The organism is Klebsiella oxytoca (assembly GCF_009707385.1).
Classification (GTDB): Bacteria; Pseudomonadota; Gammaproteobacteria; order Enterobacterales; family Enterobacteriaceae; genus Klebsiella; species Klebsiella oxytoca_C.
In genome coordinates this window covers 3,058,166-3,072,311 of record NZ_CP046115.1, presented here as the reverse complement: position 1 = coordinate 3,072,311, position 14,146 = coordinate 3,058,166, and the positions used below count along the sequence as shown (strand labels likewise).

Annotated in this window: 14 protein-coding genes, 3 tRNA genes and 1 pseudogene; 7 read left to right on the top strand and 11 right to left on the bottom strand. The window is 52.6% G+C overall.

Features of this window, described 5'->3' with window-relative positions; translation table 11 throughout:
- The first annotated feature begins 21 nt into the window (after window positions 1–21).
- The 4 genes from GJ746_RS14310 (at window position 22) to GJ746_RS25240 (ending at window position 2,555) form a co-directional block, all read left to right on the top strand.
- The gene (locus GJ746_RS14310; protein WP_154680811.1) at window positions 22–657 is read left to right on the top strand and encodes a carbonic anhydrase; all 636 of its coding nucleotides are present in this window, start codon (window positions 22–24) and stop codon (window positions 655–657) included.
- Window positions 658–763: 106 nt separating this feature from the next.
- Window positions 764–1,570 carry an MBL fold metallo-hydrolase gene (locus GJ746_RS14305; protein ID WP_154680810.1) on the top strand — a complete coding sequence of 269 codons (807 nt, stop codon included), beginning with the start codon at window positions 764–766 and terminating at the stop codon, window positions 1,568–1,570.
- 421 nt (window positions 1,571–1,991) lie between these two features.
- The gene (locus tag GJ746_RS14300) at window positions 1,992–2,384 is read left to right on the top strand and encodes a YdeI family stress tolerance OB fold protein (protein WP_154680809.1); all 393 of its coding nucleotides are present in this window, start codon (window positions 1,992–1,994) and stop codon (window positions 2,382–2,384) included.
- A gap of 21 nt (window positions 2,385–2,405) precedes the next feature.
- Window positions 2,406–2,555 (top strand): hypothetical protein, encoded by a 150-nt coding sequence (locus tag GJ746_RS25240; RefSeq protein ID WP_195908736.1) that lies wholly within the window; start codon window positions 2,406–2,408, stop codon window positions 2,553–2,555.
- A 28-nt stretch (window positions 2,556–2,583) separates the two neighbouring features.
- Here GJ746_RS25240 and GJ746_RS14295 read toward each other — a convergent pair whose 3' ends face one another.
- Window positions 2,584–4,194 (bottom strand): FAD-NAD(P)-binding protein, encoded by a 1,611-nt coding sequence (locus GJ746_RS14295; RefSeq protein ID WP_154680808.1) that lies wholly within the window; start codon window positions 4,192–4,194, stop codon window positions 2,584–2,586.
- A gap of 370 nt (window positions 4,195–4,564) precedes the next feature.
- On the opposite strand from GJ746_RS14295, the pseudogene GJ746_RS14290 reads away from it, so the two are divergent.
- Window positions 4,565–4,714 (top strand): annotated as a pseudogene (locus tag GJ746_RS14290) (CinA family protein); the annotation flags it as partial.
- A 93-nt stretch (window positions 4,715–4,807) separates the two neighbouring features.
- On the opposite strand, the gene GJ746_RS14285 reads toward GJ746_RS14290, so the two are convergent.
- The 7 genes from GJ746_RS14285 to mdtK form a co-directional block, all read right to left on the bottom strand.
- Window positions 4,808–5,314 (bottom strand): ferritin-like domain-containing protein, encoded by a 507-nt coding sequence (locus tag GJ746_RS14285; RefSeq protein WP_154680807.1) that lies wholly within the window; start codon window positions 5,312–5,314, stop codon window positions 4,808–4,810.
- Between the two features lie 32 nt (window positions 5,315–5,346).
- Entirely contained in the window at window positions 5,347–5,844 is a 498-nt protein-coding gene (locus GJ746_RS14280) for a ferritin-like domain-containing protein (RefSeq protein WP_154680806.1), read from the bottom strand.
- A gap of 91 nt (window positions 5,845–5,935) precedes the next feature.
- Window positions 5,936–6,121, bottom strand: a complete 186-nt coding sequence (locus tag GJ746_RS14275) for a general stress protein (protein WP_004136767.1) — start codon at window positions 6,119–6,121, stop codon at window positions 5,936–5,938.
- Window positions 6,122–6,560: 439 nt separating this feature from the next.
- Window positions 6,561–6,637: transfer RNA gene (locus tag GJ746_RS14270), tRNA-Val, on the bottom strand.
- A 4-nt stretch (window positions 6,638–6,641) separates the two neighbouring features.
- Window positions 6,642–6,718, bottom strand: a tRNA-Val gene (locus tag GJ746_RS14265).
- A gap of 4 nt (window positions 6,719–6,722) precedes the next feature.
- Window positions 6,723–6,799, bottom strand: a tRNA-Val gene (locus tag GJ746_RS14260).
- A gap of 209 nt (window positions 6,800–7,008) precedes the next feature.
- Window positions 7,009–8,382 carry an MdtK family multidrug efflux MATE transporter gene (gene mdtK / locus GJ746_RS14255; RefSeq protein WP_154680805.1) on the bottom strand — a complete coding sequence of 458 codons (1,374 nt, stop codon included), beginning with the start codon at window positions 8,380–8,382 and terminating at the stop codon, window positions 7,009–7,011.
- 230 nt (window positions 8,383–8,612) lie between these two features.
- On the opposite strand from mdtK, the gene GJ746_RS14250 reads away from it, so the two are divergent.
- Window positions 8,613–9,254, top strand: a complete 642-nt coding sequence (locus tag GJ746_RS14250; RefSeq protein ID WP_154680804.1) for a riboflavin synthase subunit alpha — start codon at window positions 8,613–8,615, stop codon at window positions 9,252–9,254.
- Between the two features lie 30 nt (window positions 9,255–9,284).
- Here GJ746_RS14250 and cfa read toward each other — a convergent pair whose 3' ends face one another.
- Window positions 9,285–10,433 (bottom strand): cyclopropane fatty acyl phospholipid synthase, encoded by a 1,149-nt coding sequence (cfa, locus tag GJ746_RS14245; protein WP_154680803.1) that lies wholly within the window; start codon window positions 10,431–10,433, stop codon window positions 9,285–9,287.
- Window positions 10,434–10,733: 300 nt separating this feature from the next.
- A complete protein-coding gene (gene punC, locus GJ746_RS14240) occupies window positions 10,734–11,918 on the bottom strand; it encodes a purine nucleoside transporter PunC (protein WP_154680802.1) in 1,185 nt (394 codons plus the stop codon).
- Between the two features lie 112 nt (window positions 11,919–12,030).
- Between punC and punR the strand changes: the two genes are divergently transcribed.
- Complete coding sequence (gene punR / locus GJ746_RS14235) at window positions 12,031–12,942, top strand: DNA-binding transcriptional activator PunR (RefSeq protein WP_154680801.1); 912 nt, start codon at window positions 12,031–12,033, stop codon at window positions 12,940–12,942.
- A gap of 18 nt (window positions 12,943–12,960) precedes the next feature.
- Here the strand turns inward: punR and purR are convergent, their stop codons facing one another.
- Window positions 12,961–13,986 (bottom strand): HTH-type transcriptional repressor PurR, encoded by a 1,026-nt coding sequence (gene purR, locus GJ746_RS14230; RefSeq protein ID WP_154680800.1) that lies wholly within the window; start codon window positions 13,984–13,986, stop codon window positions 12,961–12,963.
- Between the last annotated feature and the right edge of the window lie 160 nt (window positions 13,987–14,146).

The following is a 14,146-nucleotide window of genomic DNA, read 5'->3' as shown; positions in this document are numbered from 1 at the left end:
ACAGAGAAAAGAGACACTGCTATGCAACATATCATTGAGGGTTTCCTCAACTTCCAGAAAGAGATCTTCCCGCAACGTAAAGAGCTCTTCCGCAGCCTCGCATCCAGCCAGAACCCCAAAGCGCTGTTTATCTCTTGTTCAGATAGCCGCCTGGTGCCGGAACTGGTGACCCAGCAGGAGCCGGGACAGCTGTTTGTTATTCGTAACGCCGGGAATATCGTGCCCTCTTTTGGCCCAGAGCCGGGCGGGGTTTCCGCAACCATTGAGTACGCCGTTGTCGCCCTCGGCGTGAGCGATATCGTGATTTGCGGCCACTCAAACTGCGGCGCGATGAAAGCGATTGCTACCTGCCAGTGTCTGGATCCGATGCCTGCCGTTTCCCACTGGCTGCGCTACGCTGATGCGGCGAAGGCTGTCGTTGAGAAGAAAACCTGGGCCAACGAGACCGACAAAGTAAACGGCATGGTGCAGGAGAACGTCATCGCCCAGCTCAATAATATCAAAACCCACCCGTCGGTGGCGGTTGGCCTGCGCGATAGCACGTTGCGTCTGCACGGCTGGTTCTACGATATTGAAAGCGGTGATATTCGCGCGCTGGATAAAAACAGCAAAACCTTCGTGTCGCTGTCGGAAAACCCGGACGTCTATTTCGAATAACCCTCTTTCAGGGCACGGAAGCCCTGCGAATTTCCTCCTTTCTGCCATACATCTCTTATCTGCCATACTCATGACTCCCGCATAATCGATTTCTGAAGGAGAAGTGATGATTAAGCTGTGCGCAACCTGCGGTACTTCATATGCTGACGATAATAAAACCGCTGGAGAGTGTAAGATTTGTCAGGATGAACGCCAGTACGTGCCGGTCAGCGGCCAGATATGGATGGAATTAGAGGCTCTGGTTCGCACCCATGTGAATAAATGGCAGCAGCATGACCGCCAGCTATTAAGTATCAAAACGGTACCGAAATTTGCCATCGATCAGCGTGCATTTCTGCTGCTCACTCCGCAGGGCAACATTTTATGGGACTGCATCGCTAATCTTGATGCGGCCACAAAAACGCTGATAACCGCGCTGGGTGGGATAAAGGCGATTGCTATCTCCCATCCACATTACTACTCGACCATGCAGGATTGGGCGGAAGCCTTCAATGCGCCAGTTTATCTCCACGCCAGCGATCGCGAATGGATTATGCGCGACAGTCCGGCGATTACGCTGTGGGAAGGGGATGAGCTGGAGATCCTGCCAGAGGTGCGGCTGCTGAGGCTTGGCGGACACTTTGCCGGGGGAACCGTGCTGCACTGGGCAAAAGATGAAGGCATTATTCTGGCGGGCGATATCATCCAGGTGACTCCTGGCGCGAACGCCGTCTCGTTTATGTGGAGCTATCCGAATATGCTGCCGTTGGCTGCCGCCAGCGTGGAGAAAATCGTTGACCGCCTGGAGGACGTCCGTTTTGAGAAGCTGTACGGCGCTTTCGAGGGGCTGAATATTACCGAAAATGCCCGGCAGATAGTGATGAGTTCGGCGCAGAAATATCTTTCCTGTCTGAAGACGACGGCGGGCCGCTAAGGCGTACCGCATCATGTGGTTTAAAGCACGCTGTCGTCGGAGCACCAGGCCTGGCCGCGTCCCGTTAAAAGCATAAGATTAGTTGGTGAGGCAGCTTCTCCGGGTTACTGACGAATGGGTGAACGGATTTAAGTTTTTAATTGCCAATATTTAACTGCCATTTTCCCGATAATTAACTGCTTTCCGGGAGTCTTTTTTGCAATACATAGGTGAGTAAGCTCCGCGTACTTCAGGACTATTCTATCGCTATCGAACGGGTATATTCCGGAGCGTGTTAACTCTGCGCAGCGGGAGTATTTATGCTTTTACTTAGCGGCAGCGGAAATAATTTCTCGGAGAATTCGTAAACGATCGCGCTTGTGAAAGTAAGCATCCGCAACCAGACTTATTATAACCACAGAAGAATTTTCCGGAGGTGTTGATGAAAAAGCTACTGCTTTGTATTTTCTGTTCCTTGATGGTCCCCGGGGTATATGCCGCGGATGAAGGGGGCTTTCAAAAAGATGCCGCACCGCCTCCGCCGCACAAGATTGATGACGGCTATCGCGGGACCGAAGATGCCCGCATCATGACCGTACGCCAGGCTCAGGAAATGCACGACGGCGCAACCATTTCACTACGCGGTAATCTTATTGAACAGCACGGCGAAGATCGCTATCGCTTTCGCGATAAAACCGGCACCATTTCAGTCATTATTCCCGCCGCGGTATTTAATGGCCGGGAAGTGAAGCCCGATCGGATGATCGGTATTAACGGTAGTCTGGACAAAAAAATGACGCCGCCGGTGGTGCGGGTGGACAGAATAGAAAAATAACCGCTGACTGAGGAGGAAACTATGTCCGTAAACAATCCCGCTGACCCGGATAAACGTGGGCGTCATCCCTCGAAAGAGGACCCGCGTGAGCAGGGCGAAGTCCCGAGAAAAAGAGACGACAGTGAAGACCATAAACAAGATCCCTGGCACCCGCAGCCGCAAAAACGCTAGAAACGCCGCCCGTCAGGGCGGCGCAGGCTTAGAGGTCGAGCGGCGATAAACGTCTGCGGGAGCGGCTCGCCGGCTGGGTTATCGCTCTGGCTATCGCGGTGCCAATTTCCGCGCAGGCGGTGATCCCCTGCACAAACGGCTGGTCATGCATCAGCCATGGGATCGCGGCAAAAGCGATGCGTCCACGTACTTCAGAAGGCTCCAGCAACGTATAGTCATCCCCGACCTCCGGAATGTCTTCGCCTGTCGCCAGCAGCTGCTCTTTGAGATGCGGGAAGGGCAGGTCCTTATTTTTCAGCGGTTTTTGCCCTCGGGCATCAATAAACACGTCAAACGTATATTGATTCTCCTGATTGCGAATCACCGTTCTGGCCTCCTGAACGTCCATCTCATAATCATGGCCTAAAGCGAGAATGCTTATAACCCCGGCTTCGCGCAGCGCCAGCAACCGGCGAATAGACTCAGAGGGAATAGCGGCGTAGCAATCGATAAATACCCGGGCAAGGCCGCCTTTAAAACGCTCCCGGTCAACGTCGTTAAAGTGGGGAACCGCTGCCTGCACGGCTTCATGTAGCCGCAGAATGACGTAGCGCCATGCAATCGTATATTGTGCGCGTTTGTTACGCTCCACTTCCTCAAGGTTAGCCAGCGCCCAGTGGAAAGGGTTGTGCTGCTGGCGTTTGCGAAACCACGCCTCGCTGAAGCTGTCGGCATTAAGGTTACGAAGGGCAATGTTTTCGCTCCATCTGGGGTCGGCGAGCTCGATTTCTTGCGCCACCAAATCGAATATCCGGTCAAGGAGGCCGTCGCTCCCTTCGACGATGGCTTTTTCCACCGCGCTTTCGGTGACGATGCTGAGCGGCTCCCAGGGAATAGGGCAGTAAAAATCGGCTTCGGGAAGGATGCCGGAGCGCGACATCAGCACTATTTTTAGCGCCTTGCTGGCATCGTCCAGCTCAAAGGCGAGCGCGTCGTCGTCAGAGCCGATAAAACGGCCGTGCTGAACGGCGACCGCCATTGCGGCGTCAATTCCGCTCAGCGAGGTACCCATAATACCCACCCGGCAGGGTGGGATTCTGGCCTCCATCAGACCTGACCACGGGCTGGGAAACCAGGTCCGGGTAGACTCCTCTTCATCAGGCCAGACGTGACCGGTGGCGATGACCGCGAGGTTAAAGGCTTTCGCTATCGGTTCATCTTCTACCCACAGTCTGACGCCTTCTTCGGTGGCCTGCAGGTCGGTGACCCGGCATGACTCATTGACCTGTATCTGAAAGCCCTTGGCTTTAGCTCGGGCGACCAGCTGCTGAAAACGATCGCGAAAATATTCCCCCAGCAGAATGCGCGGCAAAAACTGGCGATCGTGTAAAGCGTCATAATCCACCCCGTAGCGCGCAAGATGCGCCGGGCTCTGGGTTTTTAGCCAATCGAGATAGGTACACAGAAGGGGAGGAATTTCAATGCTGGCGATGTTTGCCAGCATCATGCGTGAATTTTCTTCGTCGCTATAAGGCATCCCTACGCCGGCTTCCGCGGCCTGCTCGTAAATTGACACGTCCAGCGGTTCTCCATGCTGAAGTAGTGAGAACAGGGTATAAATCCCGGTTGGACCTGCGCCGATAATGGCAATTTTCTTCATTTAGACTGACCCGCCGTTGTTGTTATCACCTTTGTTGTCGGAGGTCTTCCGCCAGTTGAGAAGCTCCACGATAAATCATTTCCGGGTTAGGGAAATCTGGCACAGTAATTGTGGTTCAAAATGGCGAAGTGGGCCAATCGCTGGCGTCCATCTTTCAGGTGTTGTCGATAGAAGCGTGGTCTTTACATCTGATTACCCGCCGGGCGCGCCAAAATATCCGCCGCCTGTTGCGCCTTACGAGCAATACCCGATCGAAATAATCAGCGGCGATATGGCGGGGTGGTACAGGTGCTGGAAAGCGTCCCGGGTGGTCATAGCAGAAGAGATTCGCTTTATTAAATAGCCGGGCAGATATGAATTTGACATCTTAGGTACCGTCTGGTTCGCATGGAACTTTCGCGGTGAAATCGGCGCGCATAAGGTGCTATTTTCCGGCGAGTGTCAGGATGTGGTCGAAAAAGCGGTGCGTTATTCGCTGGCGCTTCTCCTGGAGAAGCTGCCTGGCTGGAAGAGTGGATAATCCCCCCTTAACAGCAGACAACCCTAATTCAGATTACCCTGCGTGGGCCAGCTGCAGCAACTCTCAGGGTTCGGTCTGGAGCTTATATAGTTGTCATTTTTTTGCTTCAACGCCCGCGGTATCAGAGCGCAGGAGGAACTGCTCCGTGGTTTGCGGGATATGCTTCAGCAGCCAGTCGGCCATGGCTCGTTCCTCTGCCAGAATCGATTCGATAGCGGGGATTGCGGCGCTGTCGCCAGCTTGATTTGCGGCGGCCAGCAGAGAGGTATAGCAGGCAATTTCAAATTGCTCGAAAACATAGCCGCTGATGGACCCTTTAACGATTTCATCAGAAGGAAACATGCCGCCAATGGATTGACCTAATGCGGCTATCTTGCTCATCGAATCCTTCAGTACCGAGCGGGAAATATGGTTACGGTCGAGTATTTCTTCCAGTACCGTAATCTGGCGTTTCGTTTCACTAAGATGTTGTTCAATTCTGCTGCGCAGGTCAGGGTAGTTATCAATTCGACCCGCCATGGATTCCAGCATAGATTCTGCCTGCTTTTCCATAGCATGCGCATCGCGCAGCCAGTCGTGATAATGTTCAACATGAGTCATTATGGGCTCCTCAATATTAGATTATTTTCTGGCTATTTATTTTGTGCGTTTTGATTAATATTACCTGACGCCAGATCGGTTAATTTAAGATCGGTGGCTTTTTCTTCCTCTAACGTTGCCGCTAAAATTTTTACCGCTTTTTTATATCCAAGCTGTTCTGCGAGCGAGGCGAGCGTGCCATAGCTGGCGATTTCATAATGTTCAACTTTTTGCGCCGCGGCAATCAACGCAACATCACGCACTTCATTTTTCTCAGTACTCTCAATGACCTCGTTAGCTTCTTCAATAAGACCCTCCATGGCCACGCATTTTATGCGTTTAATTTTTATATTTTCCTCTTGCTCCACAATTTGGTCGATACGCTCAATTTGTCCGTGGGTCTCCTCCAGGTGGGCCCTGAACGCAGCGCTAAGCTTTTCGCTTGATGCCGCTCTGGCCAACTTAGCCAGTCCGCGGATTAATTGTTTTTCCGCACTATATGTATCCGATAGCAGATGAATAAAAACGTCTTCTATGCTCTTCATATTCATATAAAACACCTTTACAAAAGAAAATAACTGCGAGCCCGCAGACCCGCAGGATATTCATTTTTTAATGACCCGAGATTAAAGCAATTAATAATCAGGAGTTGTCAGATTTACGTCCGCCGCCATGACTATTTTGGCCGCCTTTTTTTCCGGCCTCAGATGCACGTTGCGGATCGTTTTTAAAGTTCCCGCCGCTGTGCTGGCCGCCTTTACGTCCAGCTTCAGATGCTTTATCACGGTCTTCAGCGAAATTACCGGAACCACCACGATGTTCTGCCATATTTAACACCTCTGTTGTTGCGTTAATGTCAGGGAGATACGATTTAATTACGTATCCGTTGTCGTTCAGAAATTAAATTTAGTCGTTATTTTTGAACAGTCAAAGCGGTTTGTATTGATATTTTTTGAAATACTTTTCTTAATGCCATCGTTGCCGTTTCGCTTATCTTTAATGAAATGCAGAGGTAACGGGTTATTATCTAACGAAAGATTTTTACAAATGAGAGAATATAATTCAGAGCACTGCGTTAATAAAATAACAGAAAAGAGAGAGGGGAGATTTACTTCAATTTACATAACCAGCAGAAGTCATTTACTGCGCGGCGGAGTCAGAACGCAAAGAGCAGCAATGTACCTGACAGAATTAAATAGCGCTGAGGGTGATTTTCGGATATTTCAACAGGAAAGGTAAACCGGCACCAAATCACGAGGCTGTGAAATGGTGCGTCCGAGTGGACTCGAACCACCGACCCCCACCATGTCAAGGTGGTGCTCTAACCAACTGAGCTACGGACGCATTATGGTGCGTTTAATTGGACTCGAACCAACGACCCCCACCATGTCAAGGTGGTGCTCTAACCAACTGAGCTATAAACGCATTATGGTGCGTTCAATTGGACTCGAACCAACGACCCCCACCATGTCAAGGTGGTGCTCTAACCAACTGAGCTATGAACGCAATGTTGCAGCGGCAACGGGGACGCATATTAGCGGCAGGGAGGGTTTGTGGCAAGAGGCAAACGTCACTTTTCTTTCAGTTTTCTCGCAATCGCAGAAGTTTTATCCATATTGCTTATATTTTACTGATGCAAAAGAATATTTCTTCATCATCAATAGATAACGGCGCTTAATCAGCGCCGTTGGATCGTTAAAAAACCTCTGTGCTTACTAGCGAGCCGCCCGTTGCAAAATAATGCTGGAAGGCTGGCGCTGGAGGAATCGCATGCGCAGCATCATCATAATAGCCGCGGAGGTCAGGCCGATAATAAATCCGCACCAGAAACCGGCGGGCCCCATGCGCGGGACCACAATATCGGTAAGAGCCAGCAGATAGCCGCTCGGCAATCCCAGTACCCAATAGGCGGTAAAGGTAATAAAAAAGATAGAGCGCGTATCCTTATAGCCGCGCAGGATCCCGCTGCCGATAACCTGGATGGAATCCGAAATCTGGTAGATAGCCGCGAGCAGCATCAGCTGCGACGCCAGCGTCACCACCTCGGGGTTGTCGTTGTACAGTAGCGCGATTTGCTTGCGCATCAGAATAGTGAAAACCGCGGTGATAACGGCCATACAAACTCCGACGCCCACGCCGGTTCTGGCTGAGGTTTGCGCTTCCAGGGTCGACCCCTGACCGAGACGGAAACCGACGCGAATCGTCACCGCAGCCGCCAGAGAGAGCGGCAACACGAACATCAGCGAGCTGAAGTTGAGAGCGATCTGGTGGCCAGCTACGTCGACGATCCCCAAAGGGGAGACCAGCAGCGCCACGACGGCGAACAGAGTCACCTCAAAAAACAGCGCCAGCGCAATGGGCAGGCCCAGCTGTACCAGGCGCTGGATGACGGCAAAATCCGGTTTGCTGAAGCGTTGAGTATGATGAATATCGCGCATCGAGCGCGCGTGGCGAACCCAGTAGAGCATGCTGAAAAACATGACCCAATAAACCGCTGCCGTTGCCACGCCGCAGCCAATTCCCCCGAGCTCCGGCATTCCGAAGTGACCGTAGATAAAAATGTAGTTCACCGGAATATTGACCAGCAGGCCAATAAATCCCATTACCATTCCTGGCTTGGTTTTCGCGAGGCCTTCACACTGGTTGCGGGCTACCTGGAAGAAGAGGTAGCCAGGGGCGCCCCACAGCAGCGCACGCAGGTAGCCAACGGCTTTATCGGCCATTGCCGGATCGATGTTATGCATTGAGCTGATGATGTAACCGGCGTTCCACAGGACGACCATCACCAGGATGGAAACGAAGCCAGCCAGCCAGAATCCCTGACGCACCTGATGGGCAATACGGTCGCGACGGCCGGAACCATTCAATTGGGCAATAACCGGCGTCAGAGCCAACAGCAGGCCGTGGCCAAAAAGGATGGCCGGTAGCCAGATGGAGGTGCCGATAGCGACCGCCGCCATATCCGTGGCGCTGTAGCCTCCCGCCATCACGGTATCGACGAAGCCCATGGCAGTTTGGGCGACCTGGGCGAGAATAACCGGTATAGCCAGTGCTAATAACTGACGCGCTTCAATAAAATACTTCTGCACGTGAACACCTATATATTGTTGTTATTTGGGGACTAAAAAAGCCGCCATCTTTAGCAGCAAGAAGAAAAAGCAGAGGGATTTGCCAGACTATTGTAGCGAGGATTGGCTATTTAGCCAGTGAAAAAAATCCACTGCACGTTGTGCGCTGGCAACCTGTTTTGCCAGCTGTTATTGTTCGTCATAGCCTAAAACGGTACTGATACCGTCACGAATTCATACAGGAGCAAAATATGTTTACCGGTATTGTGCAGGGGACCGCGAAAGTGGTGTCTATTGATGAAAAACCCAATTTTCGCACCCACGTCGTGGAACTGCCTGAGCATATGCTGGCGGGTCTTGAAACCGGGGCTTCGGTAGCGCACAACGGCTGCTGTTTAACCGTCACGGATATCGATGGCGCGCGAGTGAGTTTTGACTTGATGAAAGAGACCTTGCGCATAACCAATCTGGGCGCGCTTCGCGAGGGCGATAGCGTTAACGTCGAGCGTGCGGCGAAATTCAGCGATGAAATTGGCGGACACCTGATGTCAGGCCACATCATGACTACCGCCGAAGTGGTGAAGATCCTCACCTCGGAAAATAATCGCCAGATTTGGTTTAAGGTTCAGGACGCGACGCTGATGAAATATATCCTTTATAAAGGCTATATCGGCGTGGATGGCATCAGCCTGACGGTGGGTGAAGTGACGCCAACCCGGTTTTGCGTCCATTTAATCCCGGAAACGCTGCAGCGCACCACGCTTGGCGGGAAAAAACTGGGCGACCGGGTCAATATTGAAATCGATCCGCAGACTCAGGCGGTTATTGACACCGTCGAACGTGTCCTGGCGGCGAAAGAAGCGGAAGCGGCGTTGAAAAAAGCGGCTGAATAAAAATATCCCCCGCCGAAGCGGGGGATATTTTTAGCGGGCGACGCGCAGACCGTGTTCGGCCCCGCGGGAAAAAACCACCTGCCAGAGCTGAATATCACGCGCGCGGAAAGCGCCAGCGCAGGCATTCAAATAGTAGCTAAACATACGTTTGAAGCGCTCTGAATAGTTGTCGGCAATTTCCGGCCAGCTATTAAGAAAACGCTCATACCAGGCCATAAGCGTAGTATCGTAGTCGGCCCCAAAATTATGCCAGTCTTCCATAACAAAATGCGCTTCGCTGGACTCGGCAATATGACGCACCGACGGCAGACAGCCGTTAGGGAAGATATATTTGTTGATCCACGGGTCGACGCTAACATCGGTTTTATTAGAACCAATGGTATGCAGCAGGAAACGACCATCCGCCTTGAGGTTACGATCGACCACGTCAAAATAAGTCGCGTAATTTTTCGGTCCGACGTGTTCAAACATACCTACAGAGACGATACGGTCGAAGCTCTCGTGCAGGTCGCGATAGTCCTGGAGCAGGATCGTGACGTCGAGATCGGCGCAACGCTGCTGCGCCATTTTCTGCTGCTCAGCTGAAATCGTGACGCCTACAACGCTGACCTGATAATTTTTGGCCATATAGTAAGCCAGCCCGCCCCAGCCGCAGCCAATATCCAGTACCCGCATGCCGGGCTCAAGCTGAAGTTTGCGGCAGATGAGGTCCAATTTTGCCCGCTGTGCTTCTTCAAGATTCTGCGCGTCTTTCCAGTAAGCGCAGGAGTACTGCATAAAAGGGTCGAGCATCCGGCTGAACAGATCGTTACCTAAATCGTAGTGTTCTTTACCGACTATCCAGGAGCGTTTTTTACTTTGCAGATTGAATAAGCGAGCGCTGGCGATACGCAGGGTATCTTTGAAATGATGGGGGAGTTGATTTTCCAGACCTGCGCGCAGAACTTTATGGAAAAATATATCCAGCCGTTCGCAATCCCACCAGCCGTCCATATAACTCTCACCTAACCCCAGCGACCCTTCCTGCAACACGCGCTTAAAAAAGTGGGGGTTTTTGATCCGCAGATCGGAGGGCGCAGGGCCATTAATTTGAATGCCCGCGCGGCTTAATAATTCAGCTGCAATTCGGTACCAGTCATCATTCGGTACACTGACTTCTTCTATACACGATGAACTCATAGCTTCTCCATCACGCCCAAGTGATCAGAACCTTAAAACAGCGTAGACGCTTTTTTGGCTTTGTGAGAAATCTCACGGATAATCCGTGAGGCTGCTATCCGACGTAGAACAGAGGAAGGGAGATAACCCTTGCCGAAAGGCCTTCCATGGGGAAACGGGATGCATCCTGCTCCCGTTAAAATCAACTAATCCTTCTAATTATGTGATGCGGGATCCAGTATAGGCCGCTAAAAACAGGCTTTCAATAAAAATATCTTAGCAAGCTAATTACTGGATCTTAACACCAATGCGTAGTTTACCTTATGCGTGTGACGATTCTGTTGTCACCGAACCTGCCCGATACTGCATGCGGTAGCCAATTCCGGCCAGCACAATGGAGACAAGCATCGCGCTGGTGGTGGTTTGCAGCGGAGTGGCAATCAGCGCGGAAACCACCAGACTGGTGAGGAAGCACAGGCCGAGCTGTAAGGTATTTTGTAACGCTGCGGCGCGGCCGGTTGCCTGTGGGAACGGCTTCAGCGCCTGGGCGACGACGATAGGATAAATACCGCCATTCACGGTTGCCATTGCGCAGAACGGAATCATTAAGCCAACGAGCGATGCATTCTCCTGCAGACCAACCAGCCAGGTGGCGGCTACGCTGATGGCGAAAATCACCAGTAGCCAGGGAAGAATTTGCTGTCCCTGCCATTTTTGCAGCGCCGCGCGGCAACCATAACCGCCCACCAGAAACGCGATAGTTTGCGGCACGTAGCTCAGGCCGATAACGGTAGGACCATAGCCCATCTCATGCAGAATAAACGGCGAGCCGGTCAGCCATGCAAAAAAGCTGGCGGAGCAGGCGGCGTATATCAGGACGTTACCGCTATATTCGCGCGAACGCAGCAGCGTAAAGAACGTCAGCTTTTGCTGCACGTCAGCAATCGGCTTATTTGCCGGTTTCAGTCGCAGCGCGGGCAGCATCAGCAGCAGAGTAATGGCGAACAGAACGGCAAAAATAGCCTGCCATTCGAAGTGGACCAGCAGCCAGCTGCCGAGCAGCGGCGCCAGCGCCGGGGATAAACCTACCAGCGGCATAATGGCGGCGAAAATTCGGTTGGTTTTTTGCGCAGGATAATAATCGGTTACCATCGCCTGCCAGGTCACCGCGGCGGCACAAACCCCCAGGGCCTGAATAAAACGCAGCGCCAGCATCAGCGTGGCATCGCGAACCCATAGCATCCCCAGACAGCCAATAGCGAATATGGCCAGGCCGCTCAACAGCACCGGTTTACGACCATAACGATCGGAGAGCGGTCCCCAGAAAAGCTGCCCAAGCGCAAAGCCCGCAAGGAATAAGCTCAGGCTGGCGCTGATGGAGGCGGCGGAAGTATTCAGATCCTGCTGCATGGCGGCGAATGCCGGTAAATACATATCGGTTGCCAGAAAGCCCAGCACGCTCAATCCGGCCAGCCAGACTAAAAATCCTTTTCGAGGTTGTTGCATAATCTTCTCTTTTTAGTGATGCAGGTACGATGGCGCAGAGTGTAGGGAGTGCATAACGTCTTGTGAAACGCTAATATTTGTCAGGTGAATTCAAAAATTTTGCAGGCAGAAAATGTGGTCTGAATACTCTCTTGAAGTTGTCGATGCTGTCGCCCGCAACGGCAGCTTTAGCGCCGCCGCGCAGGAGCTGCACCGCGTCCCCTCGGCGGTCAGCTATACCGTACGCCAGCTGGAGGAGTGGCTGGCGGTACCGCTATTTGAACGTCGCCACCGGGATGTGGAATTAACGCCTGCCGGGGTCTGGTTTTTACAAGAGGGGCGCTCTGTTATCAAAAAAATGCAGATCACCCGCCAGCAGTGCCAGCAGATAGCTAACGGCTGGCGCGGGCAGCTCTCTATCGCGGTGGATAACATCGTCAAGCCCACGCGTATGCGCCAGATGATCGTTGATTTCTATCGTCATTTTGATGACGTAGAACTGATCGTTTTTCAGGAGGTGTTTAACGGCGTCTGGGATGCGTTGGCCGACGGGCGCGTGGAGTTAGCCATCGGCGCGACGCGCTCAATTCCGGTCGGTGGACGCTATGCCTTTCGCGATATGGGGATGCTGAGCTGGGACTGCGTTGTCGCGAGCCACCATCCTCTGGCAAAAATGGCCGGGCCACTGAGCGATGATCTGTTGCGCAACTGGCCGTCGTTGGTGAGAGAGGATACTTCACGCTCGCTGCCGAAGCGAACCACCTGGCTGTTGGATAACCAGAAGAGGGTGGTTGTGCCGGACTGGGATGCCTCCGAGACCTGCCTCTCCGCCGGACTGTGCATCGGAATGGTGCCCGGGCATTTAGCGCGTCCGTGGCTTGATAGCGGCGAATGGACGGCTCTGGAACTGGAAAATCCTTTCCCGGATGCCGCGTGCTGCCTGACGTGGCAGCAAAGCGATGCCTCTCCGGCTCTATTATGGTTGCTGGATTATCTTGGTGATAGCGAAACGTTAAATCGGGAGTGGCTGCGGGCGCCGGAATAACCGGCGCCGCGGGAAGGACTAACGGCGGTAATCAACAAACGGACCATCGGCCACAGAACGGCGCTCGACCAGACGCGGATGAACCTCAATCGACTGAGAAACTTCACGCTTATTGACGATTCTGTCCAGCAGCATATTGAAGGCCGCTTCGCCCAGAGAGTCTTTAGGCTGATGGATAGTGGTCAGCGCCGGGCTGAAGTAGCGGGCGTTGCGCACGTTATCATACCCGATCAGCGAAATATCCTGCGGTACGCGCAGACCCATTTCATCCGCCGCGCAGATTGCGCCCATCGCCATGATATCCCCGCCGCAGAAAATTGCCGTAGGGCGATGATGCTGGCTGAGAATTTGCTGCATGGCGCGGTAGCCGGATTCCGGTTCAAAATCACCCTGTACAATCCAGTGCTCCGGGATCTTAATCTGCGCTTCTTCCATCGCTTTCATAAAGCCGGCCAGTCGACCTGCGCCGGTATTACGTTCCAGAGGTCCAGGAATGGCGCCGATCTCGCGATGTCCGCGCTCAACAAGGTAGCGACCGGCGATATAGCCGCCTTCAAAGGCGTTATCAATCACCGCATCGGTAAAGTCGGCTTTCGCTTCGCCCCAGTCCATGACGACCATCGGAATGTGGCGATACTCTTCCAGCATGCTTAACACCGATTCCGGGTACTCGGAACACATCACCAGCAGGCCATCTACGCGTTTTTGCGCCATCATTGAAAGGTAAGCGCGCTGTTTCTCCGGATCGTTCCAGGCATTGCCAAGAATCAGGGTATAACCCTTCTGAAAGCAGCTTTTCTCAACGGATTCAATTATTTCAGCAAAATAGGCCGCTTCGCTGCTGGTCGCCAGCAGGCCAATAGATTTGGTGTGATTCACCTTCAGGCTGCGGGCGACGGCGCTGGGGGAGTAATGCAGCTCTTTGATTGCCGCCCATACCGCATTGCGCGTCTCTTCCGCAACGAATCGGGTTTTGTTAATCACATGTGACACTGTTGTAGTGGAAACGTTTGCGCGTTTCGCTACATCTTTAATAGTTGCCATTACTTCTCACTCCAGACCTTGACCTGAACGTCTGTTTATCGGTACGTAAACGTTTGCCTGTACACACCCTGACGCCAAAATTATTCATGGCATCACGTCGGGAAAACGACACAGAACGACAGGAAGGGGTCAATGGCCGATACGCTTTCAAATTAGCGTG